Raw genomic sequence first — 23606 nt, forward strand, 5'->3', positions numbered from 1 at the left:
CATGTTAATGTTTATATCATTTAAAGTTATATTAACACGTATATCTAGCGTTAACTATTTCATCGCAGCGTAATGACAAAGCCTTATCCCGCGGGCGGAACCGGACGGGGCGTCAAATGATGCCGGATAATAATCATCCATGGCGTTTCATTCAGGCTGGAGAAGATAGCTTTGAACATCGCATCCGCATAGACCGGCGGCGGCGCTTCTTTCACTATACATTGAGGAACGCCGCGGAAGGGATTACGCGGCTTGGCGGGTAGCGGTTTTGGCCAGGGAGCCGGGGCCGGGGCGTAGGTTTCGTTAAGCAGCATGCTTGGGCGCACCAGTACGATGTCCCCCGGCAGGGCCGGCAGCATCTGTTGCAACACCCGAACGGTATTAGGATGCGGATGGCCGATGGCTATCGCCGAACCGTTACGGCGGGCCAGGGCGATGGCCCGGTTGAATTGCTGGCGGATATCCGCTTCGTTGGCGGTATCATCCAGGAACACATTGCGTTTAATCACTTTGACACCGGTGCCGGCGGCGGCCTGGCGCGACTGGCTGTTGCCGATGGTCATGCTGTCGAGAAAATAGAAGGGGTAGTGGTTCAGCACCTGCATGACATTTTGCATGCCGCCCAGGCTGGAGGTCATGGCGCTGCCCATATGGTTATTGAGTCCCACCGCGTAAGGGACTTTATTAACCGCGTCACGGATAATCCGGCCAATCTCGTCCCGGCTCATATCGGGGCGCAGCGTGTCGCGCTCCAGGGGCTGCTTGCTCAGGGGTGCCATGGGCAAATGGATCAGCACTTCGCGGCCCTGCTGGTGGGCCTTGGTGGCCATTTCAGCGGCATGGGGGGCGTTGGGCAATACCGCAATCGATACCGCCTTCGGCATGGCGAGCACCTGATTCTCTTCACGGGGCCGGTAGCCGAAGTCATCGATGACAATGGCCAGCTTGCCGGCATTCACGCCGGTGGAGGCGAAAAGCAGAATAAGGAGCAATGCGGTGTCGAATTTTTTCCTGAGCAAACTGTCTTCCTAACTATCTTCCTAACCAAGGTAAAGGATTCACCGCCTGGCCCTGGCGGCGAATTTCGAAATACAGCGACGGCGTGCCCTGGCCGCCGCTACTGCCTACCAGCGCGATAGGCTGCCCGGCCCTGACCTGGGCGCCCACGCTGACCAGCGCGCTCTGATTATAGCCATAAAGGCTCATATCGCCTTTACCATGTTCAATCACCACCACCAGGCCATAGCCTTGCAGCCAGTCTGCCATTAATACGCGGCCGTCGGCAATGGCCTTGACCTCGCTGCCCTCGTTCGCGGCGATAACCATGCCTTTCCAGCGCAGTTCCCCCTGCAGCGATTCGCCGAACCGGTGGAGGGTACGCCCTCTCACCGGCCACAAATCCTGGCCGGCGGGACTGCCCAAGCCGCCGGTGCGGGAAACCAGCGCGCGTTCGCTGGGGGTGGTTTTATAGGTGGAACCCTGGCGTTTAGCCTGTTCCTGGCGCTCGCGTACCTGCTGCGCTTCCCGCGCCTCGCGCTCGGCCCGCGCCTTGGCTTCCCGCTCGGCCCGGGCGATATTGTCCCGCAGTCGCGCTTCGTTCTGGCGCAGCTCGCCCAGGCTTTGCTGATCCTGCTGGATGGATGAGTCAAGGGATGAGAGGGTTTTCCTACGCGCCTGGCGGGCGGATTCCAGCGTAGCCTGCTGGGCGTTCTGCTGCTTTAACAGTGCGGTTTGCTGCTGCTGTTTTTGCTGCTGGTCTTTTTTCTGGTCGGCCAGTTCCTGCCGGGTGGCGCTCAGTTGCGTTATGGTTTTCTCGCGGGCCTCATTGAGGTAGCTGAAATAGGCGAAGATACGCTCGTTCCGCTGGCTTTCTTCGCCGCTCAATATCAGCTGCATGCCCGAGTTGCGCCCCTGGCGAAAGGCTGCATCAAGCTGTTGGGACAGCAGTTTTTGCTGCGCGGCCAAACGGGCCTCCAACTGCTTGATGGACTGGGTCAGGCTGGCGATCGCCTTGTCCAGCGCCGCCAGCGTCGCCTGGGTTTCATGCAGGGCGCGGCCGGATTGGGATATGGAGATTTCCTGCTGTTTCAGGAGCGTCAGCAGCTTGCCGCGCTGCTGCTGCTGCTGGTGGACGCTTTTTTCTTTTTCAGCAATGCTCTGTTGCAGGGTCTTGAGTTGCTGTTTATTGTCCTCGGCATGGCTGATAAGCGGCAATAACATTATGCCAGCGTAAATCATGCTGGCGTAAAAAGTATGCTTTAGCGAAGGAGAACGGCGTTGACGCCCCCTCTCCCCGGCACGTAACCCGGTACGTAATGTGTTCAACGATGCCTTTCCCCTCATTGGCGGGATTATTTCACGTTGAACAGCAGCTTACCAGTCATCTATGGGGGATCTTCATCGCCAGGGCGCGGCGGACGGGGTGAAACCGGCCGATAAAGGCCTCTGTTTTTAGCGACATGACGCGCATTGCCGGTAGTTTCTTCTTTCCGGTCATGTATATTGGCTGAATTTGCCGTAATGCGAGGGTATACTCGAAGGCTTTGAAGCGTGGCCATAACTAACGGGAGCTTTTACACCCCATGCAAGAAATTACGCAGTTCGTCAGCGATCACCCCATGATATGTCTGGCTTGGGTCGCATTATTGATCGCCGTCATCGTGACAACATTCAAAAACCGTTTTTCCAAGGTGAATGAAATTTCCCGCGGCGAAGCCATCCGTTTGATCAACAAGGAAGACGCGGTGATAGTTGATCTGCGCAACCGGGATGATTACCGTAAAGGACATATCGCCAACGCGCTTAACCTGACGTCGGCGGAGATTAAAAACGGCAGTTTGGGCGAGCTGGACAAAGCCAAGGGCAAACCGGTAATTATGGTTTGCGCAAACGGCACCACGTCGCGCGAACCGGCTGAAAAGCTGAACAAAGCAGGCTTTGATCGTGTGTATGTCCTTAAAGAGGGCATATCCGGCTGGAGCGGAGAAAATTTACCTCTCGTCCGGGGTAAATAATTTAATACCTGAAAGGGGGAACCATGGCCAATATCGAGATTTATACTAAAGTAACCTGTCCATATTGCCATCGCGCCAAGGCTTTGTTCACCCGCAAAAACGCCGTGTTCCAGGAAATACCCATCGACGGGGACGCGGACAAGCGGGAAGAAATGATTAAACGCAGCGGGCGCACCACGGTTCCACAAATTTTCATCGACGGACAGCATGTGGGCGGCTGTGATGATTTACACGCGCTTGATGCGCGCGGCGGCTTGGACCCCCTGCTTAAATAGCCCGGGGCCGTTTGTCGCGTCCGGGCGCATGCAGCAAAATTAACCAAAGGGTTTTTTTAATGTCAGAACAAAACAGTACCGAGATGGCGTTCCAAATCCAGCGTATCTATACCAAGGACGTCTCGTTTGAAGCACCGAACGCGCCGAAGGTTTTCCAGCTGGAATGGCAACCGGAAATCAAGCTGGATTTGGATACCGCGTCCAGCCAGTTGGCCGAAGGCATATACGAAGTGGTGCTGCGGGTCACCGTTACCGCGACCTTAGGCGAAGAGACCGCGTTTTTGTGCGAAGTTCAGCAAGCGGGGATTTTTACGATTTCCGGTATCGACGGCACGCAGATGGCGCATTGCCTGGGGGCGTATTGCCCTAATATCCTGTTCCCTTATGCCCGCGAGTGCATCACCAGCCAGGTTTCCCGCGGTACGTTCCCGCAGTTGAATCTTGCCCCGGTTAACTTTGACGCCCTGTTCATGAACTATCTGCAACAGCAATCCGACGGCGAAGGAAGCCAACCGGTCCAGGAAGCCTGATAATGCAAAACCCTGCCTCAATGATTGTTATCGGCGCCGGTTCTTATGGTACGGCCCTGGCTATTACCCTGGCGCGCAACGGTCATGAGGTGGTGTTGTGGGGACACGATGCCGGACATATTCACGCCTTGCAGGACGCGCGGTGCAATCAGGCCTTTTTGCCCGATGTGCCGTTCCCGCCTTCGCTGCGCCTGGAGGCCGATTTGTCCCGGGCGCTGGCAGCCAGTCGCGATGTGCTGATCGTCGTTCCCAGTCATGTTTTCGGCAGCGTTCTTGCCCAACTGAAACCCAACCTGCGGGCCGATGCCCGCGTGGTCTGGGCGACCAAGGGCCTGGAGGCGGAAACCGGACGGCTGCTGGCGGATGTCGCGCGCGAGGTATTGGGCGAGGCTATCCCCCTGGCGGTGATTTCCGGACCTACCTTTGCGCGCGAGCTGGCCGCCGGCCTGCCAACGGCGATTGCCCTGGCCTCCACCGACGCGGGTTTCTCCGCCGATCTGCAAAAATTGCTGCATTGCGGCAAAAGCTTCCGGGTTTACAGCAATCCGGATTTTATCGGCGTCCAGCTTGGCGGGGCCGTTAAAAATGTCATCGCCATCGGCGCCGGCATGTCGGACGGCATCGGCTTTGGCGCCAATGCCCGCACTGCGCTCATTACCCGCGGCCTGGCGGAAATGTCCCGTCTCGGCGCCGCGCTGGGCGCCGATCCCAGCACCTTCATGGGAATGGCGGGGCTAGGGGACCTGGTCTTGACCTGTACCGATAACCAATCCCGTAACCGGCGTTTCGGCATGCTGCTTGGGCAAGGTGTTGACGTACAGTCCGCACAGGATACTATCGGTCAGGTGGTGGAAGGTTACCGCAATACGAAAGAGGTGCTGGCATTGGCTGGCCGTTTCGGGGTCGAAATGCCGATTACCGAACAAATTTACGAAGTGCTCTACCAGAATAAGAATGTCGGCGAAGCGGCGATAAGCCTGCTTGGCCGTGCGCAAAAAGATGAGAAAACCGGCGCTTGAGCCGGCCTGGCAGCAAGATATCAATCCGTGGAAGGTAGTGAGTATGTCGACTGAAGAATTGGAATTAGTATGGAATAACATCAAAGCTGAAGCGCGTTTGCTGGCGGACTGTGAACCCATGCTGGCCAGTTTTTTCCATGCAACCCTGCTAAAACATGAAAACCTGGGCAGCGCGCTGAGCTACATGCTGGCCAATAAGCTTGCCAATCCGATCATGCCGGCCATCGCCATCCGTGAAATCGTCGAAGAGGCCTATAGCGCCGATCTGCAGATGATCATTTCCGCCGCCAGCGATATTCACGCGGTGCGCCTGCGCGATCCGGCGGTGGACAAATATTCCACGCCGCTGCTGTACCTGAAAGGTTTCCACGCCCTGCAGGCCTATCGTATCGGCCATTGGTTATGGGGCCAGGATCGCAAGGCGCTGGCCATCTATTTGCAGAATCAGATTTCCGTCTCGTTTGGCGTGGATATCCACCCTGCCGCCACGATCGGCTGCGGTATCATGCTCGATCACGCCACCGGTATTGTCATCGGTGAAACGGCCGTCATAGAAAACGATGTTTCCATTCTCCAGTCGGTTACCCTCGGCGGTACGGGCAAGACCAGCGGCGATCGCCATCCCAAGATTCGCGAAGGCGTGATGATCGGCGCCGGCGCGACCATTTTAGGTAATATCGAAGTTGGGCGGGGGGCTAAAATCGGCGCGGGTTCCGTGGTATTGCAATCGGTGCCGGCCCATACCACCGCCGCCGGCGTGCCCGCCAGAATCGTCGGCCGGCCGGGCAGTGAAAAACCCTCGATGGATATGGACCAGTTTTTTAGCGGCCATGGCTTTGAATATGGCGACGGCATCTAACGGCCGCCCGGACTGGACTAGGGCCGCGCCCCCGCGTAATCGAGCTGGCGCCAGGCTTCATACACCACGACTGAAACGGCATTGGACAGGTTCATGCTGCGACTGCCGGTTTGCATGGGAATCCGAATCTTATGGTCAGCAGACAGGTTATCCAAAATAGCCGGCGGTAAGCCGCGCGTCTCAGGCCCGAATAACAAATAATCCCCCTGCCGGTAGGCCACCTCGCTGTGAGCCGGCGTTCCTTTGGTGGTCAGGGCGAATATCCTGGCCGGCGTTTCCTGCGCCAGGAATGACGCATAATCATGGTGGCGCCTGATATCGGCGAACTCATGATAATCCAGGCCGGCGCGGCGTAAGCGTTTGTCGTCCCAGGTAAATCCCAGCGGTTCAATGAGATGTAATTGAAAACCGGTATTCGCGCACAGGCGGATAATATTGCCCGTGTTCGGCGGAATCTCCGGCTCAAATAAAACGATATGTAGCATGGCGCCCCCTTGACGAGGGCGAAGGATAGCAAAAAAGCGCGCGGGTTGCTGCAACTCCTCGCCGCCGGACGCGCCTTATTTGCGACCGGTCAGCGGTGTTGCAATGGCAGCCATATCACCAGGCGCAGCCCGCCCAGCGGGCTGTCTTCGGCCTTGACCCAGCCATGATGCTGCTCCACCGCTTTTTCCACGATGGCCAGCCCCAGCCCTGAACCGCCGGAGGCGCGATCGCGCGCTTCGTCGGTGCGGTAGAACGGCCGGAAAATTTGTTCGCGGTCTTCCTCGCTAACGCCGGGGCCATCGTCATCCACGGTGATGGTGATCCCCTGTTGATCGGCGCTGAACGCCACGGCAATTTGCTGGTTTGAATAACGCAGGGCGTTGCGAACCACATTTTCCAGCGCGCTGTCCAGCGCGGCGGGATTGCCTACAATCATCCAGTTATCAGGCGGCGTGGTAATGCGCAGGGTTTTGCCCATTTGCTCGGCTTCGAATTTGGCGTCGTCGAGTACATCGCTCCACAGATCGTTGGCTTTGATATATTCACGGGTCAGTTCATTCTTGTGCTGGTTGCGCGAGAGTACCAGCAGGTCGTTGATCATGGAGTCCAGCCGCTGCGCCTCGGTTTCGATACGCGCCAGTTCATGGCCTTCGCCCTGTTTGCGCCGCATCAGGGCCGTGGCTAGCTGCAAACGGGTCAGGGGAGTACGCAGTTCATGGGAAATATCGGAGAGCAGGCGCTGCTGGGCGGTTACCATTCTTTCCAGCGCGCTGACCATTTGATTGAAACTGACGCCGGTGGCTAAAAATTCCTGCGGGCCGGCTTCCAGTTCGGGATGTTGGCGCAGATTGCCCCGGGCCACTTCGTCCGCGGCATGCTTAAGTTTGCGTGCCGGTTTGGCCAGGCTCCAGGCTAACCACAGCAGCAAAGGAATACTGATTAACATCGTGACAATCAGCAGCAGAAACGGCCGGTCAAACATCAGGTTGATAAAATCCGACTGGGAATTGCCGGCCGGGCGGATTTGATATAACTGGTAGTTGTCCTCCCCGTCGCGAATTGGAAAGGGGCCGACCAGCTCCACGCGGCCATATTTTTTCTTTTGCGGATGATCCGAATTATCGGATTGGCCGATAAAATTGCGGATGACCTGCATTTCGTTACGCTGGGCGCCGATGACCCGCCCTTCGCTGGTTACCAGTATCAGGCGCTGGCCGGGGGGGGCCCATTTATCAATGGAGCGAAATAACCGCCGCCACCACATCAGGTCGTTGGCCGGATCGCCGGCCAGCTCAGCTTCCACATGCTGTTGCAGCATGATGCCCTGGCGCTGCTCGCTGTCCAGCAGCGGGGTCAGCTGGCGTGAATCCAGTTTTGGCACCATCAGCACCAGCATCAGCACCAGCGCCAGGGTCAACCAAAATATAGCGAAGATACGCGCGGTCAAACTGTTGATCATGCAGCGGATACCATCAGATATCCCCGTCCCCGCAAGGTTTTGAACCATGGGTGGCCATCTTTGCGCTCCGGCAGTTTACGCCGCAGATTGGAGATGTGCATATCGATTGCCCGGTCAAACGGCGTCAGGCGCTTACCCAATACCTCCTGGCTCAGGTGCTCGCGGGAAACCACCTGGCCCAGATGCTGCGCCAGCAGATAGAGCAGGGTGAATTCCGTACCGGTCAGCTCCAGCGGAACGCCGTCGAACGTGGCTTCCTGGCGCCCGGGATTGAGGCGCAGAAAATCCACTTCCAGCGACGGCGTGCCGGAATCACCGGCTTGCTGCTGCTCGGTCCAATGGGAACGGCGCAAAATCGCCCGTATCCGCGCCACCAGCTCGCGATCGTTAAACGGCTTGGGCAGGTAATCGTCCGCGCCTAATTCAAGCCCCAGCACCCGATCCAGCTCGCTGCCGCGGGCGGTGAGCATAATCACCGGCGTCTGGTGCTGCTGGCGTAATTCTTTCAGCGTGTCGATGCCGTTTTTGCGCGGCATCATGACATCAAGCAATAATAAATCCACCGAGCTGTCCAGAATATTCAATGCCTGTTCGCCGTCATAGGCCACCAGGACATCAAAACCTTCCATCTCGAGCAATTCTTTTAACAATGCTGTTAATTCACGGTCGTCATCAACTAAAAGGATTTTATTCATTTTTATTCACCTCATGACGCAAAATACGTCATCAATCACTACCAATCCATGACTTTACGTAGCTTTACATCCCCTGACGCATGTTTGCAGCGCCGTCAGTAGAATAAACTCATCGTTAAGCAGCAAAGAAATAAGTCAAGGGGTTAAGGATGCACAAACTTAACGTGTTAGTCATCGCGGCCGCACTGGTTTCAAATAGTGTATTAGCCGGCGAGAAGACGACAACGGAAGGTTGGCATCATGAAGATATCGCCAGTGGTTTAAACGATACTCATTACAGCATGTTTGATGGCGTACGGCTCACAGAGCAACAGCGGCAGCAAATGCGTGATTTGATGAGTCAGGCGCGCCTTGGAACACCCCGTATTAATATTAGTGAAATGGAACGACTGCATACATTGGTAACAGCCGAAAAATTTGATGAGCCGGCTGTTCGGGCGCAAACAGAAAAGATAGCGCAGCAACACGTCATTCGGCAGGTGGAAATGGCCAAAGTACGGAATCAAATGTACAACCTGCTGACGCCGGAGCAAAGACAAATTTTAAACGACAAACATCAGCAGCGCCTTGCCGAAATCCAGCTGCAGATGGCTGAAATGACCCAAACTTCTCCCCAGAAGCCAGTAGCAATGAGTAAGTAACGGATACAAAGACATACTCTTTTTTCCTTGCCATAGACACCATCCCTGTCTTCCCCCACCGAAAGGTGGGGTTTTTTTTGCCTGAATCATTCCACCTGGCCGGCCGTTATCGTTTCCTCCTTACGGAGCGATATCCAGCGAGAGCGCCGGAATCACATGCCGTGGATCGCGCTGAATGGCCCGCAGCAGCGCCTTGGCCGGCCCGGTGGGTTCACGCCGGCCCTGTTCCCAATTTTTCAGCGTATCCACGCTTACCGCAATCAATTTGGCGAAACCGCTTTGTGAAAGGCCGGTCGCCTGGCGGATTTCTTTTACCTGCACGGCGAAAACCGCGGTTTCCCGGGCGGGGGAGCGAGCACCTTCAACGATTTCGTTCATTTGCGTCATGCTCTCGGTCAGACGCCCAAATAGTTTTTTATCCATTTACCAGCCCTCATTTAGCGCCCTTAATTGGCGTTTTTCGTTGGGGTCCAAATCGTCTTTAAGGCCCTTTTTATAGATCAGGATCAGGCGGATTTGCGACTCGAAAACTTTGTAATAGTAAATAACTCTGACACCGCTACGCTTGCCTTTGCCGCTTGCGGCCCACCTGATTTTTCGCAGGCCGCCCGTGTCCTGAATAACGTCGCCCCAATTAGGACTTTCGGCCAGGAACATTTGAAATTTGCGATATTCATCGTCGGGCAACAGTTCCTTTACGTCCTCGGTAAATATGGCGGTTTCAATAAAAATCATTATGGTACGTCAATGGCGTATAGAATTTGGATAGATTAACACGAAGCCAGTGTAAGTCAATGGCGTATATCAAGCGGCGCTGGTTACTCTACCGCTGGTTTCACAAACTCAATGCCTTCGCACCTTTTGCAACATCTGCTAGCAACTACGGTGCTGCATCGGCCCGGTAATCGCATTATGGTAATACGCGGATGAGAGGGTGGTTATCACGCGGTGGCAGCGGGCAAACGCGGCGCCGGTGAAAATCTGGCGCTATCGGAATGTAATGCATTATCATGTGGTTTAAAACATAGAGATAGTGGGATTTAGCCTGACCTGAATCAATTCAGCAAAACGGATTTGTTATACTATTTTTACCATAAGCCACAGGGCCCGCTGTAATCGGAACCTGAAATATAGCCGGCATAGTGTATTCTACAATTTATATCTTAAGTTCAGAGGTAGTCATGATTAAGAAAATCGGTGTACTGACAAGCGGCGGTGATTCACCAGGCATGAATGCGGCGATCCGGGGCGTTGTGCGGGCGGGGCTTTCCGAAGGATTGGAAGTCTATGGCATCTATGACGGCTATCAGGGATTGTTTCAGGATCGGATGAAGAAGCTGGATCGCTATAGCGTGTCGGATATGATTAACCGTGGCGGTACTTTTCTGGGCTCCGCGCGTTTCCCCGAATTCCGGGAAGAGGGCACGCGCGCTATTTCCATTGAAAATATGAATAAGCGCGGGCTTGATGCGCTGGTGGTGATCGGCGGCGACGGCTCTTATATGGGCGCCAAACGCCTCACGGAAATGGGATTTCCCTGCATCGGCCTGCCCGGCACCATTGATAACGACGTTGCGGGCACCGATTACACCATAGGTTATTTCACCGCCCTGGAAACCGTGGTCGAAGCCATTGACCGCCTGCGCGATACCTCTTCTTCGCACCAGCGTATTTCCATTGTCGAAGTCATGGGGCGCTATTGCGGCGATCTCACCATGTCGGCGGCGATTGCCGGCGGTTGTGAATTTATCGTATTACCCGAGGTGGAATTTAAACCGGACGATTTGGTCTACGAAATCAAAGCCGGCATCGCCAAAGGTAAAAAACACGCTATTGTCGCCATCACCGAGCATATCTGCAATGTCAGCGAGCTGGCGCAATATATAGAAAAAGAGACCGGACGTGAAACCCGCGCCACGGTTTTGGGGCATATCCAGCGCGGCGGCAGCCCGGTGGCCTATGATCGTATCCTGGCCTCGCGCATGGGTGCCTACTCAATCGAGCTGTTGTTGCAAGGCTACGGCGGACGCTGCGTCGGCGTACAGAACGAAAAGCTGGTGCATCACGATATTATTGATGCCATTGAAAACATGAAGCGGCCGTTTAAAAGCGATCTGCTGGAATGCGCTAAAAAACTGTATTGATTGGCGGGTCATGTTGCTCTCAGGGATGAGGGCCAAACCCGGTTAATGCCGCGAATTTACTCTCTCCAGAACGCTATTCACGCCCTGTTTCCCCACCCGCTTAATTCTCCGCGCCTACCCCATCAGCCCGCTCGCGTAGCGTTAATTCCCCGGTTATCTCTTTTACTTATATAAATTACGTTTTTATTCTTTAAATCACGCCGCAATTTCTGACACTCTCTCCTAACGCGATATGCACCTTACACAATACTCTTGGGGAGTGGAACGATGTCGAAATGGCAAGCAGGGCTGTTATTGATTTTATTATCGGGGAGCGCGTTGGCGAAGGACATTCAGCTCCTGAACGTTTCTTACGATCCGACGCGGGAACTGTATCAAGATTACAATGCGGCGTTCAGCAAATATTGGCAGGGCAAAACCGGCGATAAAGTCACGATTCGCCAGTCCCATGGCGGTTCCGGCAAGCAGGCAACCTCGGTTATCAACGGTATTGATGCCGATGTGGTGACGCTGGCCCTGGCCTATGATGTGGATGCCATCGCCGAGCGCGGCGTGATCGATAAAAATTGGATCACGCGCCTGCCGGATAACTCTGCGCCTTATACCTCCACTATTGTTTTCCTGGTACGCAAGGGCAACCCGAAACAAATTCATGACTGGCCGGATCTGGCGAAACCCGGGATTTCCATCATTACCCCGAATCCGAAAACGTCCGGCGGCGCACGCTGGAATTACCTGGCCGCATGGGGATACGCGCTGCATCATAATAATAACGATCAGGCTAAAGCCCAGGATTTCGTCAAATCCGTATTTAAAAACGTCGAGGTCCTGGATTCCGGCGCCCGCGGCGCGACCAATACCTTTGTGGAACGAGGCATCGGCGATGTGCTGATCGCGTGGGAAAACGAAGCGCTGCTGGCCGTTAATGAAGTCGGCAAAGATAAATACGACATCGTCGTGCCCAGCGAGTCCATCCTGGCGGAACCGACCGTGTCGGTGGTCGACAAAATCGTCGACAAACGGGGCACGCGCGATGTTGCCACGGAATACCTGAAGTACCTCTATTCAACGGAAGGGCAGCGCATCGCCGCGAAAAATTATTATCGTCCCCGCGACGCCGCAGTGGCCAAAGAGTTTGCCAAGGAATTCCCGCAGTTGAAATTGTTTACCCTGGCCGAAACGTTCGGCGATTGGCAGCAGGCGCAGAAAGTACATTTCTCCAACGGCGGCAGCTTCGATCAAATTAACCAGCGTTAATTACGGATAAGCGCCGTACTTCATACCGTCGGTGGGTTCCTTAAACAGGGACCCGCCGGTTTTTTTATCTTGCCAGCGAAACGTTTCGATGGCGATCACATTTTTGACTGAATGATCTTGTTTAGCGATCTCTTTTTGATTATTTTCTTCCTCAGCGAAACGTTTCGCTGGGAGAAATGAACATGAAAAAAGGGTTACTACTGAACGCCGACGTCTCCGCGCTCATTTCCCGTTTAGGCCATACCGATGAAGTGGCCATTGCCGACGCTGGCCTGCCCGTTCCCGCCGCCACCCTCAGAATAGATCTGGCGTTGACCCACGGCGTGCCGGCATTTATGCAGGTGGTCGAGGTGGTGACCAGCGAAATGCAGGTGGAAAAGGCCATCCTGGCCCAAGAGATCAAGACCCATAACCCGCAGTTGCATCAGGAACTGCTGGCGCTGCTGTCCCAGCTTGAACAGCGGCAGGGGAATACCATCACCACGGAATATATCAGCCACCAGGCGTTCAAAACGCGCACCGGCCAAAGCCGTGCGGTTATCCGCAGCGGTGAGTGCTCGCCCTTTGCCAACGTTATCCTATGCTCCGGCGTCACTTTCTGAGGTTCTTATGCAACCGTTACTGCAACTGACAGGGATCGATAAATCGTTTCCGGGAGTGAAAGCGCTCTCCGGCGCGGCGCTGGCGGTGTATCCCGGCCGGGTAATGGCCCTGGTGGGGGAAAACGGCGCCGGTAAATCCACCATGATGAAGGTACTGACCGGTATCTACAGCAAAGATGCCGGTACCCTCGCTTTCCAGGGGCACGAAGTGACGTTCAGCGGGCCGAAGGCCTCGCAGGAGGCCGGCATCGGGATTATCCATCAGGAGCTGAACCTGATTCCCCAATTGACCATTGCTGAAAATATTTTCCTTGGCCGGGAGTTTCTTAACCGTTTCGGCGGTATTGACTGGCCGCGGATGTATAGCGAAGCGGACCGGCTGCTGGCACGGCTGAATTTACATTACAGCAGCCACCGGCTGGTGGGGGATTTGTCGATTGGCGATCAGCAAATGGTGGAGATCGCCAAGGTGATCAGCTTCAAGTCCCAGGTCATTATCATGGATGAGCCGACGGATGCCCTGACCGATACGGAAACGGCATCGCTGTTTAGCGTTATCAATGAACTGAAACAGCAGGGCTGCGGCATCGTTTATATTTCCCATCGGCTAAAAGAGATTTTTGAAATCTGCGACGATGTGACGGTTATGCGCGACGGCCAGTTTATCGCCGAGCGTCCGGTAAGCGAATTAGAAGAAGACACGCTGATTGAAATGATGGTGGGCCGCCGTCTGGAAGAACAATATCCGCGTATCCATATGGACCCGGGGGCGGAATGCCTGGTGGTGAGCCATCTCTCCGGCCCAGGCGTGTTTGATGTCAGTTTTACCCTGCGCCATAGCGAAATCCTCGGCGTGGCCGGGTTAATGGGCGCCGGTCGCACCGAGCTGATGAAAACCCTGTATGGCGCGGCCAAACGCACCGGCGGCGCCGTCATGCTCGACGGCCGGGCCGTCGTCGCCAGGACGCCGCAGGATGGGCTGGCCAACGGCATCGTATACATCTCCGAAGATCGTAAACGCGATGGCCTGGTGCTGGGCATGTCGGTGAAAGAAAACATGACGCTGACCGCCCTGCGCTATTTCAGCCATCAGGCCGGTTGGCTGAAGCATGCCGATGAACAGCAGGCGGTAGGCGATTTTATCCGTTTATTTAATATCAAAACGCCGTCCATGGAACAGCCTATCGGCCTGCTCTCTGGCGGTAACCAGCAAAAAGTCGCCATCGCCCGCGGGTTGATGACCCGGCCCAAAGTGCTGATCCTCGATGAGCCGACCCGCGGCGTCGATGTCGGCGCCAAAAAAGAAATTTATCAATTAATCAATCAGTTCAAGCAAGAGGGGCTGAGCATCATTCTGATCTCCTCCGAAATGCCCGAGGTGCTGGGCATGAGCGATCGCGTTATGGTGATGCATGAGGGGCGCTTAAGCGGCACCTTCCCCATCGAGCAGGCCACCCAGGAAGTGCTGATGGCCGCGGCCGTCGGTAAGCAATATCGACTACAGCAGGAGAATCAGTGATGAATTCCCGGACTATCCCCGTTAAGCGCGGTATCAGTAAAGCGTGGCTATTAGAGCAAAAATCATTGATTGCATTGCTGGTGTTGATCGCCGTGGTGTCTTCGATGAGTTCCAATTTCTTCAGCCTGAACAATCTGTTCAATATCCTGCAGCAGACATCGGTGAACGCCATTATGGCGGTGGGTATGACGCTGGTCATCCTGACCTCCGGCATCGACCTTTCCGTGGGTTCGCTGCTGGCATTGACCGGCGCGGTCGCCGCGTCGGTGGTGGGCCTGGAGATGAACGTCATGGTGGCGGTGGCCGCCTCGCTGGGTTTGGGGGCCGCCATCGGCGCGGTGACGGGCATGATCGTGGCGAAGGGCAGGGTGCAGGCTTTTATCGCCACCCTGGTCATGATGCTGCTGCTGCGCGGCATCACCATGGTGTATACCAACGGCAGCCCGGTCAACACGGGCTTTTCCGATGTAGCGGATGCCTTTGGCTGGTTTGGTATCGGCCGCCCGCTGGGGGTGCCTACGCCGGTATGGATCATGGCCGTGGTGTTTCTCGCCGCCTGGTACATGCTGCATCACACCCGGCTGGGCCGCTATATCTACGCCTTGGGCGGCAATGAGGCCGCGACCCGTCTGTCCGGCATCAGCGTCGATCGGGTCAAAATCATCGTCTATTCCCTATGCGGTCTGCTGGCGGCGCTGGCCGGCGTGATCGAAGTCGCGCGGCTGTCCTCGGCGCAGCCCACGGCCGGCACCGGCTATGAGCTGGATGCCATCGCCGCGGTGGTGCTGGGCGGCACCAGCCTGGCCGGCGGCAAAGGCCGCATCATGGGTACGCTTATCGGTGCGCTGATCCTGGGCTTTTTGAATAACGGCCTGAATTTATTAAGCGTCTCTTCCTACTACCAGATGATTGTTAAAGCCGTGGTTATTTTATTGGCGGTGCTGGTAGATAACAAAAGCAGTAAATAACCTCTCCCCCGCAGGAATGATAAAGATGAAAATGAAAAAATTAGCATTTGTAATGTCCGCCCTGGCGTTAAGCGCCGCCCTCAGCGCCAACGCGCTGGCGAAAGACAGCATCGCGCTGGTGGTTTCCACCCTGAACAATCCGTTCTTTGTTGCCATGAAAGACGGTGCGCAGAAAGAAGCGGATAAGCTGGGATATCAGCTGGTGGTGCTGGATTCGCAAAATAACCCCGCCAAGGAACTGGCGAACGTGCAGGATCTGACGGTGCGCGGCGTTAAGCTGCTGCTGATCAATCCCAGCGATTCCGATGCGGTGGGCAATGCGGTGATCCTGGCCAATCAGGCGAAGATCCCGGTAATTACCCTGGATCGTAAAGCCAATAAAGGCACCGTGGTCAGCCATATCGCCTCGGACAACCGGGTCGGCGGCAAAATGGCCGGTGATTTTATCGGTCAAAAACTCGGTCAAAATACCAAAGTCATCCAACTTGAAGGGATTGCCGGCACGTCCGTGGCGCGCGAGCGCGGCGAAGGCTTTAAACAATCGGCCGAACAGTATAAATTTGCTATGTTAGCCAGCCAACCCGCTGATTTCGACCGTACCAAGGGGCTGAACGTCATGCAGAACCTGCTGACGGCGCACCCGACGGTGCAGGCGGTATTCGCCCAGAACGACGAAATGGCCCTGGGCGCCATGCGCGCCCTGCAAACGGTGAATAAAACCGACGTGCTGGTGGTGGGTTTTGACGGCACCGCCGACGGTATAAAAGCGGTGCAAAGCGGCAAACTTGCCGCCACCGTGGCCCAGCAGCCCGACCAAATTGGCAGTATCGGGGTAGATACCGCCGATAAAGTCCTGAAGGGCGAGAAGGTGGACGCGGTGATCCCGGTTGCCCTGAAGCTGGTCACCAAGTAACGCCGATAGTGGCTCAGGCATAGCCCTGCGTTGCCTCCGCCGCGCATGCTGCGGGGGTAACGCCTTTAATCAGGATAATGGCGATGGCAACAAACAAACTGGTGGTTCTGGGCAGCATTAATGCCGATCATATTCTTAATCTTGAACAATTCCCCCGTCCCGGCGAAACGCTGATTGGCAAGAATTACCGGATTGCGTTTGGCGGTAAAGGCGCCAACCAGGCGGTAGCGGCGGGACGCAGCGGCGCGGATATCTCCTTTATCGCCTGCGTGGGCGAAGATGATATGGGCGAGCGAATCCGCCGGCAATTACAGGCGGATAACATCGATATCCAATCCGTGCAGCCCGCCGCGGGCGCCACGACCGGCGTGGCGCTGATTTTCGTTAATGGCGACGGCGAGAATGTGATTGGCATCGACCCGGGGGCCAATGCCGCGGTAACGCCGGATTATTTGTCCCGCTACCGGCAGTCCGTGATCGACGCCTCCGCCCTGCTGATGCAATTGGAATCGCCCCTGGACACCGTGATCGCCGCCGCCAAACTGGCCCGGGCGCATCGGACCCAGGTGATTTTAAATCCCGCGCCGGCCCGCCAACTGCCGGATGAATTATTGGCGCTGGTGGATATTATTACCCCGAATGAAACCGAAGCGGAGCGCCTGACCGGGGTGGCTATCAGCGATGACGCCGCCGCCGCCCGGGCCGCGCTGATATTGCATGACAAAGGTATTTCGACGGTCATTATCACTCTTGGCGGCAGGGGGGTATGGCTTAGCTCCGGGGGCGACGGCAAATTGGTGCCCGGTTTCAAGGTCAAGGCGGTGGATACCATTGCTGCCGGAGATACGTTTAACGGCGCCCTGCTGACCGCATTGCTTGAAGGCCGGGATATGGACCATGCCGTCCAATTCGCCCATGCCGCCGCCGCCATCGCGGTTACCCGCCCAGGCGCGCAGCCATCGATTCCGTGGCGTGACGAGATTGACGCTTTTTTAAAGGGTTAGGAGCATTTTTTGGCCACCATGAAAGATGTCGCCCGCCTGGCGGGTGTTTCCACATCGACCGTTTCCCACGTGATTAACAACAACCGGTTTGTCAGCGACGCGGTACGCGATAAAGTGCTGGCGGTGGTGGAACAGCTCAATTATGCGCCCTCCGCGCTGGCCCGCAGTTTGAAAATAAACCAAACGCGCACGCTGGGCATGTTAATTACCTCCAGCAATAACCCGTTTTATGCGGAAGTGGTGCACGGCGTGGAGCGCAGCTGCTATGAACGCGGTTATAGCCTGATTCTCTGTAACACGGAAGAGGACGCCGACCGTATGAGCCGCAGCATGGAAACGCTGTTGCAAAAGCGCGTCGACGGCCTGCTTATCATGTGTACCGAAAACAATCAGCCTTCCCGTCTGGCGCTGCGCCGCTATCCGTCATTGCCGATTGTGATGATGGATTGGACGCCGTTCGAAGATGCGCTTGATATCATCCAGGATAATTCTTTATTAGGCGGCTGCCTGGCCACCGAGCACTTGATTTCGCGCGGCTATACCGATATTGCCTGCATCGCCGGGCCGCAGAATAAAACCACCGCGCGCCATCGCCTGGAGGGTTATCGCCTCGCCATGGGCCGGGCCGGCTTGACGATTCCCGCAGGTTATGAAGTATTCAGCGATTTCGAATTTGGCGGCGGCGTGACGGCGATGCAGGCATTACTCGCGTTGCCGCGGCCGCCCCATGCGGTATTCACCGGCAACGACGCGGTGGCGGTCGGGGTTTACCAGGCGCTGTTCCAGGCGGGACTGTCGGTGCCGCAAGATATGGCCGTGATTGGCTATGATGATATCGAATTGGCCAAATACATGACCCCGCCGTTGACCACCATCAACCAACCGAAGGATTCGCTGGGGGAATTGGCGATCGATACGCTGATTTACCGGCTGCAAAATCCCGACACCGAACCCCAGATCCTGGTGTTGACCCCCGAACTGGTGGATCGCGCCTCGGTCGCTACAAAACGCTGAGCGGCCGGCCCGCAGGATATCCGGCAAAATATGGGCAAAAAAAAACCGGAAACCTGTGGTTTCCGGTGGATGGGCGGGCAAAACGGATTTGCCAACCCGGCGATACGGGGTAAATCAGGCGTTTTTCGCTGCGGCGGCCGCTTTTACGATAACCGCAAAGGCGTCCGCTTTCAGGGAGGCGCCGCCAACCAGCGCGCCGTCGATATCCGGCTGGGTGAACAATTCAGCCGCGTTGCCGGCATTGACCGAACCGCCGTACTGGATGATCACTTGTTCAGCGATGGCGCTATCGTGTTTGGCGATATGGCCGCGGATAAATTTATGCACCGCCTGGGCCTGCGCGGGGGTGGCCGATTTACCGGTACCGATGGCCCAAATAGGTTCATAGGCGACGACGGTATTTTCAAACGCCTTGGCGCCCAGGGTTTTTAATACGGCGTCAAGCTGGCGCGCGCATACCGCTTCGGTTTGACCCGCTTCGTTTTCGGCTTCGCTTTCACCGATACACAATACCGGGATCAGGCCGGCTTCTTTCAGGACGGCGAATTTTTCAGCGATAAACTCGTCGCTTTCTTTGTGGTAGGTACGGCGCTCGGAGTGACCGATAATAATATATTTCGCACCGATATCCTTGAGCATATCGGCGGAAACTTCGCCGGTAAATGCGCCGGACAGGTTGGTATCCACGTTTTGCGCGCCCAGCGCCAATTGGCTGCCGGCGAGCTGGCGCTTAGCCTGCTCCAGATAGACCACCGGCGGCGCGATAGCCACGCCGCAGCCCACTACGCCGCTCAGTTCTTTGCGCAGCGCGGCAATCAATTCGTTAACCAAATGCTTGCTGCCATTCAGCTTCCAGTTACCCATCACTAACGGATGTCGCATCTTATATTCTCCAATCAGGAAACGCGAAATTAAAAAATTGATTGTCTTTGAGACAATATACCTGTCCCACAGTATAGAGAGAAAGGACCGCGGTGGCTTTGTTTTTTGTCATTAAACGGGACAGGTCAAGGCTCGGCCAGCGCCAGCTTTATCGGCTCGACGGCAAAAGTGAGACCTTTATCACCATTATCCGCCACCACATAGCGTAGCGCTCCCCAGGACTGCTGAAAAAACCGCGACCCCCGTCCTTTAACCAACAGATCGCTAACCCGCGCGCTGCTCTGCTCGACGGTAAGGGTCGGCTCGAATTCGCGTACCAGGGCGGCCATATAACCGATGGCGATGGCGCGGGCCGCTTTTTCAGCGCCGCCTTCCACCGGCAGGTAAGTCAATTGCAGGGTCTTGATTTTGCCGCTGCCTTTTTCCAGCGCGGTGGATGCATACAGGGTGCCGCTGATTTTGCTGGCGGCGCGGGTAAGGTTAATGCCATCGTTGCTGTTGCCGATGGCCCGGAACTCGCCGATCGGCAGCAGGGGATTATTGGCATTATATTTTTCGCGGAACTTCACTATCGTCAGATCAAAGGTGGGCGCGCCGGCCAGTAAGTAAGGGGCGGGCGGCGGCATGTCCTCCTGCGCCCGGGCGGCGTTCACCGTGGCGAAGACGCCCAGCCAGAACACCAGTATCGGGATGGCGAAGCGGATTCGTGTTTTCACAGCCTATGGCTTCCCGTTGTATAGGGCCCGGTGACGTTTTTGATAAGGCTTACCAATAATGTTCGCTGGTTATATGGCCCGGCTTGCGCTTCAAATGCTTACGCATTTCGCGGGTTTCTTTTAATACTTGCTGGGTATCGCGCACCATTTGCGGATTGCCGCACAGCATGACATGGCTGGTTTGAGCACTGAGCGGCAAACCGACCGCCGCTTCCAGCGAACCGTCGGCAATCAGGGCCGGGACGCGGCCGGTCAGCGAGCCGGGCACCTCTTCGCGGCTGACCACGGTCTGCACATGCAGCTTGCCGTTGTAGCGCTGCTGCAATTCCAGCATCAGCGGCAGGTAGCTGAGATCCCTGGCGAAACGCGCGGCGTGCACCAGCACGATATCCTGGAAGCGATCCAGGCCGTCGCCCTGTTGCAGTATCGACAAAAAGGGTCCCAGGGCCGTCCCCGTCGCCAGCATCCATAATGTGTCGCACTCGGGGATCTCGTCGAGGACAAAAAAGCCGGCGGCCTCTTTGGTTACCATCAGTTCGTCGCCCGGTTGCAGCACGTGCAGCGGCGGGCTGAGCTTGCCGTCAGGCACGGTGACCAGATAAAATTCCAGATTGTCGCTGCTCGGGGCATTGACGTAGGAGTAAGCGCGCTGAACGCGTTCGCCGTTGATTTCCAGCCCCAGTTTGGCAAACTGCCCGGCGGTAAATTGATCCACCGGCGCATTGACGATCAGACTGAAAAGACTCTCCGTCCAGTGTTCCACATGTATGATTTTCCCGGTCACCCATTCAGCCATAGCGATCTTTTCCCCTTGGTCCCGATTCTCCACTCTGTCACAGCGGCTCATATTGAAAGCGCCATTATCGGCTAATTTGACCAGCGCTGCCAGTGCGGCAGCGGTAAATGTTAACCAATGGTTGCATGGTTTTATCAACCCCTGCGCCATTCGTATCGCCGCGGTTACAGAATAAACGGATGCAAGGCCGGATCTTTGCGATCGAGATAATGAGTGGACGTTATGCGGCGAATGGTGCGGCTGTTGCCGCGGATCAATAGCGTTTCGGTGGTGGCCAGATTGCCCGTGCGGGCGATACCGCTGAGCAGATCGCCCTTGGTGATGCCGGTGGCGGAAAATATCACATTGTCATTGCGGGCCATATCATTGAGCCGCAGCACGGTATTGGCGCTGATGCCCATGGCGGCGCAGCGGGCCAGTTCATCGGCGCCGATGCGGCGATTATCTTCAGTATCGCCTTTGACCTGATGCCGGGGCAACAGCCGGCCCTGCATATCGCCGTCCATCGCGCGGATGGCCGCCGCGGAGATCACCCCTTCCGGCGCGCCGCCGATGCCGTACATGACATCTACTTCGCTGTCGGGCATGCAGGTCAAAATCGAGGCGGCCACATCGCCGTCGGGAACGGTAAATACCCGCACGCCGAGCCGCTGCAAGTCGGCAATGCAGCTTTCATGGCGGGGCTTGGCCAGAATGGCCACGGTTAACCGCTCCAGGGGCTTATCGAGCTGGCGGGCAATATTACGCAGGTTTTGGTCCAGGGGCAGGTCGAGATCGATGGCGCCTTTGGCATCGGGGCCTACCACCAGTTTTTCCATGTACATATCCGGCGCGTGCAAAAATGCGCCTTTTTCACCCACCGCCAATACCGCCAGGGCATTGGCCTGGCCCATGGCCGTCATGCGGGTGCCTTCAATGGGATCGACCGCGATATCCACCGCGTCACCGCTGCCGGTACCGACCGCTTCGCCGATATAGAGCATCGGCGCTTCGTCGATTTCACCTTCGCCAATGACTATCCGCCCGTCAATTTGTACTTGGTTAAGCACGATGCGCATGGCCTGCACGGCGGCGTTATCGGCCGCGTTTTTATCGCCGCGTCCAAGCCAGCTATAGCCCGCCAGCGCGGCGGCTTCGGTAACCCGGGAGAACTCAATGGCTAATTCACGTTTCATGGTCAAACCTTGCGTTTCAACTGTGAGGGAAGTTTGTCGCAAAGTTTATCACACCCGGCGGGGATTCCGGACGGTCTGGACCGTCCGGAAAGCGCCGGGCTTTAAAACATGACCGGCCGGGGATTATTCGCCGGAGCGTTCTTCCCAAGAACGGGCGCGCTCAACCGCTTTTTGCCAGCCGCTGTAACGCACGTTACGTTCAATGGTTTCGATGCTGGGTTTGAACTCGCGATCGATTACCGCTTTGCTCCTGACCTCATCCAGGTCGCTCCAGAAGCCTACGGCCAGCCCGGCCAGATAGGCCGCGCCCAGGGCGGTCACTTCCCTCACTTCGGGCCGTTCAACCTTGGTACCGAGAATATCGGACTGGAACTGCATCAGGAAGTTATTGGCCACCGCGCCGCCGTCCACCCGCAGCGACTGTAGCCGGGCGCCTGAATCCGCCTGCATGGCGTCCAGCAGATCGCGGGTCTGGAAGGCTATGGACTCCAGGGTTGCGCGGATAATGTGGTTGGCGTTAACGCCGCGGGTCAAACCGAAAATCGCGCCGCGCGCATAGGGGTCCCAATAGGGGGCGCCCAGGCCGGTAAACGCCGGCACCACATAGACGCCGTTGGTATCGCTCACTTTGCCGGCGAAATATTCCGAGTCGGCGGCATCGCTGATCAGTTTCATTTCGTCACGCAGCCATTGAATGGCGGCGCCGGCAACGAATACCGCGCCTTCCAGGGCATAATTGACCTCGCCGCGCGGGCCGCAGGCAATGGTGGTCAGCAGGCCGTGTTTCGATAGCACCGCCTCGGTACCGGTATTCATCAACAGAAAGCAGCCGGTGCCGTAGGTGTTCTTGGCCATGCCCGGCTGTACGCATAGTTGTCCATACAAAGCGGCCTGCTGGTCGCCGGCGATACCGGCGATAGGGATACGGGTCCCGCCTTTACCGCCGATATTGGTTTGGCCGTACACCTCGGAAGAGGGGCGTACCGTAGGCAGCATGGACCGCGGGATATCCAGGATTTCCAGCAGCTTATCATCCCATTCCAGTTTATGGATGTTGAACATCATGGTGCGGGACGCATTGGTATAATCGGTGACATGCACCCGTCCCTGCGTCATACGCCAGATAAGCCAGGTATCGATGGTGCCGAACAGCAGTTCGCCGCGTTTGGCGCGATCCCTGGCGCCTTCCACGTTATCCAGTATCCATTTGACCTTGGTGCCGGAAAAATAGGGGTCGATCACCAGCCCGGTGGTATGGCGTACATACTCTTCCAGGCCGTCCTTCTTCAGTTTTTCACACATATCCGACGTACGGCGGCACTGCCAGACGATGGCATTATAAATCGGCTTGCCGGTCTCTTTATCCCATACCACCGCCGTTTCGCGCTGATTGGTGATGCCGATGCCGGCGATCTGGTCTGAACGGATATCGGCTTTGGCCAGGACTTCCACCAGCGTCGAGCTTTGCGATGCCCAAATTTCCATCGGATCGTGCTCTACCCAGCCCGGTTTGGGATAAATCTGGGTGAATTCGCGCTGTGAAACGCTGACGATATTGGCATCGTGATCCATGACGATGGCGCGTGAACTGGTGGTGCCTTGGTCCAGAGCTACAATGTATTTTTTTTCTGATGACAT

26 protein-coding genes are annotated in these 23606 nt (G+C 56.4%); 14 read left to right on the top strand and 12 right to left on the bottom strand.

The annotated features are described in order from the left end of the window. Nucleotides 1-83 precede the first annotated feature (83 nt). On the bottom strand, nucleotides 84-992 hold the full coding sequence (locus tag ACL2XP_RS27295; protein ID WP_413739308.1) for a divergent polysaccharide deacetylase family protein: 909 nt from the start codon (nucleotides 990-992) through the stop codon (nucleotides 84-86). Nucleotides 993-1032: 40 nt separating this feature from the next. Beyond that, nucleotides 1033-2343 (bottom strand): murein hydrolase activator EnvC, encoded by a 1311-nt coding sequence (envC, locus tag ACL2XP_RS27300; protein WP_413736545.1) that lies wholly within the window; start codon nucleotides 2341-2343, stop codon nucleotides 1033-1035. 239 nt (nucleotides 2344-2582) lie between these two features. Between envC and ACL2XP_RS27305 the strand changes: the two genes are divergently transcribed. Genes ACL2XP_RS27305 through cysE form a run of 5 tightly spaced genes read left to right on the top strand, consistent with a single transcriptional unit; the run spans nucleotide 2583 to nucleotide 5697 of the window. Further along, complete coding sequence (locus ACL2XP_RS27305) at nucleotides 2583-3014, top strand: rhodanese-like domain-containing protein (protein ID WP_413736546.1); 432 nt, start codon at nucleotides 2583-2585, stop codon at nucleotides 3012-3014. 23 nt (nucleotides 3015-3037) lie between these two features. Continuing rightward, nucleotides 3038-3289, top strand: a complete 252-nt coding sequence (gene grxC / locus ACL2XP_RS27310; protein ID WP_413736547.1) for a glutaredoxin 3 — start codon at nucleotides 3038-3040, stop codon at nucleotides 3287-3289. A gap of 59 nt (nucleotides 3290-3348) precedes the next feature. After that, on the top strand, nucleotides 3349-3819 hold the full coding sequence (secB, locus tag ACL2XP_RS27315; protein ID WP_413736548.1) for a protein-export chaperone SecB: 471 nt from the start codon (nucleotides 3349-3351) through the stop codon (nucleotides 3817-3819). Further along, nucleotides 3819-4838: an NAD(P)H-dependent glycerol-3-phosphate dehydrogenase gene (gene gpsA / locus ACL2XP_RS27320; protein ID WP_413739309.1), complete on the top strand. Its 1020-nt coding sequence runs from the start codon at nucleotides 3819-3821 to the stop codon at nucleotides 4836-4838. Before secB ends, gpsA begins: the two co-directional genes overlap by 1 nt. 43 nt (nucleotides 4839-4881) lie before the next feature. After that, nucleotides 4882-5697, top strand: a complete 816-nt coding sequence (gene cysE, locus ACL2XP_RS27325) for a serine O-acetyltransferase (RefSeq protein ID WP_413736549.1) — start codon at nucleotides 4882-4884, stop codon at nucleotides 5695-5697. A gap of 17 nt (nucleotides 5698-5714) precedes the next feature. Here cysE and trmL read toward each other — a convergent pair whose 3' ends face one another. From trmL to cpxR, 3 genes are all read right to left on the bottom strand, one after another. Then, nucleotides 5715-6182, bottom strand: a complete 468-nt coding sequence (gene trmL, locus ACL2XP_RS27330) for a tRNA (uridine(34)/cytosine(34)/5-carboxymethylaminomethyluridine(34)-2'-O)-methyltransferase TrmL (RefSeq protein WP_413736550.1) — start codon at nucleotides 6180-6182, stop codon at nucleotides 5715-5717. An 89-nt stretch (nucleotides 6183-6271) separates the two neighbouring features. Further along, nucleotides 6272-7642, bottom strand: a complete 1371-nt coding sequence (gene cpxA, locus ACL2XP_RS27335) for an envelope stress sensor histidine kinase CpxA (RefSeq protein WP_413736551.1) — start codon at nucleotides 7640-7642, stop codon at nucleotides 6272-6274. Beyond that, nucleotides 7639-8337 (bottom strand): envelope stress response regulator transcription factor CpxR, encoded by a 699-nt coding sequence (cpxR, locus tag ACL2XP_RS27340; protein WP_413736552.1) that lies wholly within the window; start codon nucleotides 8335-8337, stop codon nucleotides 7639-7641. The genes cpxA and cpxR overlap by 4 nt, the downstream gene beginning before the upstream one ends. A 149-nt stretch (nucleotides 8338-8486) precedes the next feature. On the opposite strand from cpxR, the gene cpxP reads away from it, so the two are divergent. Further along, on the top strand, nucleotides 8487-8978 hold the full coding sequence (cpxP, locus tag ACL2XP_RS27345) for a cell-envelope stress modulator CpxP (RefSeq protein ID WP_413736553.1): 492 nt from the start codon (nucleotides 8487-8489) through the stop codon (nucleotides 8976-8978). A 120-nt stretch (nucleotides 8979-9098) separates the two neighbouring features. Here cpxP and nadS read toward each other — a convergent pair whose 3' ends face one another. Then, nucleotides 9099-9401: a NadS family protein gene (nadS, locus tag ACL2XP_RS27350; RefSeq protein WP_413736554.1), complete on the bottom strand. Its 303-nt coding sequence runs from the start codon at nucleotides 9399-9401 to the stop codon at nucleotides 9099-9101. Then, nucleotides 9402-9713: a type II toxin-antitoxin system RelE/ParE family toxin gene (locus tag ACL2XP_RS27355; RefSeq protein ID WP_413736555.1), complete on the bottom strand. Its 312-nt coding sequence runs from the start codon at nucleotides 9711-9713 to the stop codon at nucleotides 9402-9404. A 446-nt stretch (nucleotides 9714-10159) separates the two neighbouring features. Here ACL2XP_RS27355 and pfkA point away from each other — a divergent pair, with 446 nt between their 5' ends. From pfkA to rbsR, 8 genes are all read left to right on the top strand, one after another. Then, the gene (gene pfkA, locus ACL2XP_RS27360; RefSeq protein WP_413736556.1) at nucleotides 10160-11122 is read left to right on the top strand and encodes a 6-phosphofructokinase; all 963 of its coding nucleotides are present in this window, start codon (nucleotides 10160-10162) and stop codon (nucleotides 11120-11122) included. A gap of 267 nt (nucleotides 11123-11389) precedes the next feature. Continuing rightward, nucleotides 11390-12379 (top strand): sulfate ABC transporter substrate-binding protein, encoded by a 990-nt coding sequence (locus ACL2XP_RS27365; protein ID WP_413736557.1) that lies wholly within the window; start codon nucleotides 11390-11392, stop codon nucleotides 12377-12379. Between the two features lie 182 nt (nucleotides 12380-12561). After that, nucleotides 12562-12981 carry a D-ribose pyranase gene (rbsD, locus tag ACL2XP_RS27370; protein ID WP_413736558.1) on the top strand — a complete coding sequence of 140 codons (420 nt, stop codon included), beginning with the start codon at nucleotides 12562-12564 and terminating at the stop codon, nucleotides 12979-12981. 7 nt (nucleotides 12982-12988) lie between these two features. After that, entirely contained in the window at nucleotides 12989-14500 is a 1512-nt protein-coding gene (rbsA, locus tag ACL2XP_RS27375; RefSeq protein ID WP_413736559.1) for a ribose ABC transporter ATP-binding protein RbsA, read from the top strand. Further along, nucleotides 14500-15468, top strand: a complete 969-nt coding sequence (gene rbsC / locus ACL2XP_RS27380; RefSeq protein ID WP_413736560.1) for a ribose ABC transporter permease — start codon at nucleotides 14500-14502, stop codon at nucleotides 15466-15468. The genes rbsA and rbsC overlap by 1 nt, the downstream gene beginning before the upstream one ends. Before the next feature lie 25 nt (nucleotides 15469-15493). Next, nucleotides 15494-16381: a ribose ABC transporter substrate-binding protein RbsB gene (gene rbsB / locus ACL2XP_RS27385; RefSeq protein ID WP_413736561.1), complete on the top strand. Its 888-nt coding sequence runs from the start codon at nucleotides 15494-15496 to the stop codon at nucleotides 16379-16381. Nucleotides 16382-16464: 83 nt separating this feature from the next. Continuing rightward, nucleotides 16465-17385, top strand: coding sequence for a ribokinase (rbsK, locus tag ACL2XP_RS27390; RefSeq protein ID WP_413736562.1), 921 nt, complete (start codon nucleotides 16465-16467; stop codon nucleotides 17383-17385). A 9-nt stretch (nucleotides 17386-17394) separates the two neighbouring features. Beyond that, entirely contained in the window at nucleotides 17395-18399 is a 1005-nt protein-coding gene (gene rbsR / locus ACL2XP_RS27395) for a ribose operon transcriptional repressor RbsR (RefSeq protein WP_413736563.1), read from the top strand. Between the two features lie 114 nt (nucleotides 18400-18513). On the opposite strand, the gene tpiA is transcribed toward rbsR, so the two are convergent. The 5 genes from tpiA to glpK form a co-directional block, all read right to left on the bottom strand. Further along, complete coding sequence (gene tpiA, locus ACL2XP_RS27400) at nucleotides 18514-19281, bottom strand: triose-phosphate isomerase (RefSeq protein WP_413736564.1); 768 nt, start codon at nucleotides 19279-19281, stop codon at nucleotides 18514-18516. A gap of 125 nt (nucleotides 19282-19406) precedes the next feature. Further along, on the bottom strand, nucleotides 19407-19985 hold the full coding sequence (locus ACL2XP_RS27405; RefSeq protein ID WP_413739310.1) for a DUF1454 family protein: 579 nt from the start codon (nucleotides 19983-19985) through the stop codon (nucleotides 19407-19409). 61 nt (nucleotides 19986-20046) lie between these two features. Beyond that, a complete protein-coding gene (gene fpr, locus ACL2XP_RS27410; RefSeq protein WP_413736565.1) occupies nucleotides 20047-20793 on the bottom strand; it encodes a ferredoxin--NADP(+) reductase in 747 nt (248 codons plus the stop codon). A gap of 164 nt (nucleotides 20794-20957) precedes the next feature. Beyond that, complete coding sequence (glpX, locus tag ACL2XP_RS27415) at nucleotides 20958-21968, bottom strand: class II fructose-bisphosphatase (RefSeq protein WP_413736566.1); 1011 nt, start codon at nucleotides 21966-21968, stop codon at nucleotides 20958-20960. Nucleotides 21969-22091: 123 nt separating this feature from the next. After that, the gene (glpK, locus tag ACL2XP_RS27420) at nucleotides 22092-23606 is read right to left on the bottom strand and encodes a glycerol kinase GlpK (protein WP_413736567.1); all 1515 of its coding nucleotides are present in this window, start codon (nucleotides 23604-23606) and stop codon (nucleotides 22092-22094) included.

The sequence above is a fragment of the Sodalis sp. RH21 genome, assembly GCF_047324175.1.
Lineage (GTDB): Bacteria > Pseudomonadota > Gammaproteobacteria > Enterobacterales > Enterobacteriaceae > Acerihabitans.